The 1262-nt window shown below is 41.8% G+C and carries 1 protein-coding gene; it reads right to left on the bottom strand.

Annotated features, from left to right (window positions below; genetic code table 11):
• Positions 1-456 precede the first annotated feature (456 nt).
• Positions 457-1170, bottom strand: a complete 714-nt coding sequence (gene hetL / locus ACWATR_RS40120) for a heterocyst differentiation pentapeptide repeat protein HetL (RefSeq protein ID WP_460345987.1) — start codon at positions 1168-1170, stop codon at positions 457-459.
• Between the last annotated feature and the right edge of the window lie 92 nt (positions 1171-1262).

Here is a 1262-nt window from a genome sequence, read left to right as displayed (position 1 = left end):
ATGGCGACGAAGTTTATTTTGTCAATCATCACTGGACGGATCAGTGGTTGTGTATTAATGATTCCGGTTCATATCTAACAACTAAAAAAAATGCAGGTGCTTATTGGTTGATAGACCAGCCATGATTGGAATGTCATGATAATTCTATTTGGAAGCAACACCATTTGGTGAGGTCGGATAACAAACGTGCGATCGCCCCTTCACTCACATCTTTTGAAGTAGTGCGATCGCCATCAACCGCATCATTTATCGTACTGGGCGATCGCTAGGTTCTACTTGAGCATAGGCGATCGCTATAGACTTGTTTTCTGAATCAACAGACTTGTCTTTTCAACCAATCTTATGCACATAATAGCCATTTCTACGCCGATTTTTAGCAATAATTTAAGCACTATTACTTATTGACAAATAGCTGATGATTTTAAACTTTTCAGCAACGAGTGCGATCGCTCCTCTTCAATCATGAATTGTAGCATCGGGCATGATTGCTCCCTGGAAATCAACGTTAGTGAGAATAGCTCCTGTTAAGTCTGCTCCTTGCAGATTAGCGTTTCGCAGAATCGCACCATTGAGGTCTGCATAGCTCAAGTCTGCTCTTTGCAAACTGGCTCCACTAAGATCCGTTGCCAAATCTCCCCACTGGATGCTTCGACTAAGGTCTGCCCGGCATAACTTCGCTTCATCTAAGTTAGTATGATGCATACAAGCTGCTCTCAGGTCAGCGTAGCTCAAGTCTGCCCCAGTTAAAATCGCGTATCCCAAGTCTGTGCGTTGATTGGAACTGGGACGTAAATCTGCTTGAATTAGTAGAGAACCAGAGAGTTTTGCACCATTTAAATTAGCACCACATAAACTAGTTTTGATTAAGTTGGCTTTGTCTAGGCATGTCTGAACCAGCTTTGCACCAGTTAAATCAGCCTCACGAAGAATGGCGCAATACAAGTCTGCTTCACTTAGGTCTATTCCCCAGAGAATCGCTTCACTCATGTTTGCCTCTCGCAAACATGCTTTGTTGAAGTTGGCTTTACCAAGTCGTGTCTGACGTAAATCAGCATTGCTAAAATCTGCACCTCTGAGGTCTGCATTCGTTAATTCTGCTTCTTGCAGATTCAGTCTTGTGAAGCTTCTTTCTCCAGCAGCATAAGATTTGAGAATTTTATTTATATCCATATTAGAAATTTTAAATTCATGAGAGGGTTTTTCATGCGATCGCTGTGTAATTCTTCATACGGAGTTTTGGGATGCTGTTATTTTTTGGCGAT

This window comes from Nostoc sp. UIC 10890 (assembly GCF_054786515.1).
This window is presented reverse-complemented; position numbering and strand designations above follow the sequence as displayed.

Coding starts and splice junctions, on each gene's coding strand:
- hetL (WP_460345987.1), bottom strand. CDS start 1,170: ATGGATATAAATAAAATTCTCAAATCTTATGCTGCTGGAGAAAGAAGC.